We start from the raw sequence: 2532 nt of genomic DNA, 5'->3' as shown, positions 1-2532 counted from the left end.
AAATCGAGTACCTGCCTCAGACTTTGGGCCTGTGCCAAATCCTTGCCGATTTGTGCCAAATCCGCTGCCGAGCTACAGCAATCGGAACAACGCGCAATCTGATAGTCGATCTGTTGACCGACGATCAGGACCCTTTGTTGGCTTTGATGGGGATGGGTTGGGAGCAACTGCCCCTAAAGTGCCCCTAAACAGCAAAAAGCCCTGTCAGCGAGGATCAGGGCTTTTTGTTTTTCGCTGTATTATCAGCTAGATAGTTGGTTGCGGGGGTAGGATTTGAACCTACGACCTTCAGGTTATGAGCTCTATGTATTACCATCAGCGCCAATGATCGTCGATCTTTTTATATAGCGAAATCAATAATATGTTGAGGCCATTTTGTTGAGGGTGGTTGCCCGGAGGGGGCGAAAGCTGGTATTCAGTGTCCCCATATTGTCCCCACGGGCTCGACCGCGCAAGCGGCCTGTACCGGCCACGGGGACACGGGACGCGGCCCCGTTTTCCCCTGAGTCGGGGTCGCGCCCTCCCCTCAACTGGCCGGCCGGGAGCAGCACATGGCGACAATCGAGAAACGGAAACGGCCGGGCGGCACCTATTATCGCGTCCGCGTGCGCATCAAGGGTTATCCGCCCCAGCAGAAGACCTTCAAGCGCGTAACCGACGCCAGACGCTGGGCACAGCAGACCGAAGCCGCGATCCGACAGGGCGAGTTCAGAAACGTGGTCAGCGCCGCCTCCAGCAAGACGCTCGGCGACGTGATCGCCCGCTATCGGCGCGAAGAGCTGCCCCACAAGGCCGAAAGCACCCAGCGCGCCGTCGCCACCTATCTGGCCTTCTGGGAGCGCGCCCTGGGCGACTACGCCCTCTCCTACCTGACGCCGGAGCATATCTCGGGCGCGCTCGGCGATCTGGCCGCCGCCGGCGACACGCGGCGCAAGCTCCATGGCAGGCCGGGGGACAATGGGGACACCTGCAAAGCCGCGAAGCCGAAGCCCAAGAGCCGCAAGACCGTCAAGCTCTACCGGGACTGCCTCGCGGCCGTTCTCAAGAAAGCCAGGTCATGGGGCTGGCTCGCCGACGATCCCATGGACGGCGTGACAGCCATCACCAAGATCAGGAATGAGCGCACCCGCTTCCTGTCCGATGATGAACGCGACCGGCTCTTGGAAGCCTGCAAGGCCAGCACCAACGACGCGCTCTACACGGTCGTGGTGTTCGCGCTTTCCACCGGCGCGCGGAAGAACGAAATCCTCTCGCTTACCCTCCCCGATATCGACTTGAAGCGCGGGCAGGCCGTGCTGCGGGACACAAAGAACGGCGACATTCGTTCTGTGCCGCTGGCCAAGCATCTGGTCGCGCTCCTGGAGGATCAGGTGGAACGGGTCGAGGCGGAATACGCCAAGTACGACAAGCCGCCGAAGACGCTATGGCTGTTCCCCGGCAAGGACGGCACCAAGCCGGTGGACATCCGCACCGCGTGGGAGAATGCGCGCAACAAGGCCGGCCTTGATGACTTCCGCTTCCACGATCTGCGCCACTCGACGGCGAGCTATCTGGCGATGAAGGGCGCGAGCCTCGTGGAGATTGCCGACGTGCTCGGGCACCGGACACTCCAGATGGTACGCCGCTATGCGCACCTATCTGAAAGCCACGTCAAAGGGCTGATGGACGGGCTGAGCGAGGACATGTTTCGTCAGTCGCCGTAAGCGAACATCTCTTGCAGGATGCCCGCCACCTCCCGCGCGCGGGCTTCCGGCAGCACGCCCAACCGCTTGACCAGGCGGGACTTGTCCACGGTCCTGATCTGGTCGAGGACCACCTGGCCCTTCTTCCGCTGAAAGGTGAGATTGACTCGGGTTGGATAATCGCGCTGCGTGGAGGTCATCGGCGCGATGATGACAGTGCGGATGTAGCGGTTCATCTCGTCCGGCGAGACGATGACGCAGGGTCGCGTCTTCTGGATTTCTGACCCCTGCGTGGGGTCTAGGTTCACCAGATAGACTTCATACCGCCGGACCTGCTTCACCACGTCCAGTCCTCGGTATCGAAGTCGTTCTCGATGGCATCAGGCACGACGGGCGCGTCATCGCCGGCGGCCGCCATCTTCTCGAAGGCCGCGCCCCAGCCCTCGCGCACGCCTCGTGCCGGCGCGAGCACGACAACGCCGTTCTCGACCCGCATCTCAAGCTCACTGCCGAGACCACATTCCCTGATCACCGAAGCGGGGATACGCACCCCCTTCGAGTTGCCGATAGACACCAGATTGACCTTCATGGCGAAACCTCCTTACGTAATTACATTGTATTCACTTCCTTCGGCGATTTCAAGCCCACGGGCGCAGGATGCATTTGCTGCACTCGACCAGCGTCTCACTATTGCACCGCACAGCCTGCCTCGCGGAGCACACGAGCCCTAAGCTGTTACTCCGCAGAAGCCATTTCAGGGCGGGCATTCAATCGATTGAGCAACCTGAGGGATGGAAATTCGGTCTGAGGCGCTTCAGTCATCCCGGTTTTCCATGTTGATGTAGACGCG

Annotated in this window: 3 protein-coding genes; 1 reads left to right on the top strand and 2 read right to left on the bottom strand. The window is 61.0% G+C overall.

What is annotated here, in order from left to right:
* The first annotated feature begins 551 nt into the window (after positions 1-551).
* Positions 552-1703 (top strand): tyrosine-type recombinase/integrase, encoded by a 1152-nt coding sequence (locus GHC57_RS18835; RefSeq protein WP_153347163.1) that lies wholly within the window; start codon positions 552-554, stop codon positions 1701-1703.
* On the opposite strand, the gene GHC57_RS18830 is transcribed toward GHC57_RS18835, so the two are convergent.
* Together GHC57_RS18830 and GHC57_RS18825 are read right to left on the bottom strand one after the other, a co-directional pair.
* Positions 1691-2026, bottom strand: coding sequence for a type II toxin-antitoxin system PemK/MazF family toxin (locus tag GHC57_RS18830; RefSeq protein ID WP_170294977.1), 336 nt, complete (start codon positions 2024-2026; stop codon positions 1691-1693). The genes GHC57_RS18835 and GHC57_RS18830 overlap by 13 nt on opposite strands.
* Positions 2020-2271 carry an AbrB/MazE/SpoVT family DNA-binding domain-containing protein gene (locus GHC57_RS18825; RefSeq protein WP_153347159.1) on the bottom strand — a complete coding sequence of 84 codons (252 nt, stop codon included), beginning with the start codon at positions 2269-2271 and terminating at the stop codon, positions 2020-2022. Before GHC57_RS18825 ends, GHC57_RS18830 begins: the two co-directional genes overlap by 7 nt.
* Positions 2272-2532: the final 261 nt, after the last annotated feature.

Source organism: Roseospira navarrensis (assembly GCF_009601025.1).
GTDB classification, from domain to species: Bacteria; Pseudomonadota; Alphaproteobacteria; order Rhodospirillales; family Rhodospirillaceae; genus Rhodospira; species Rhodospira navarrensis.
The sequence above is the reverse complement of the archived record's forward strand: the minus strand, read 5'-3'. Positions and strand labels throughout refer to the sequence as shown.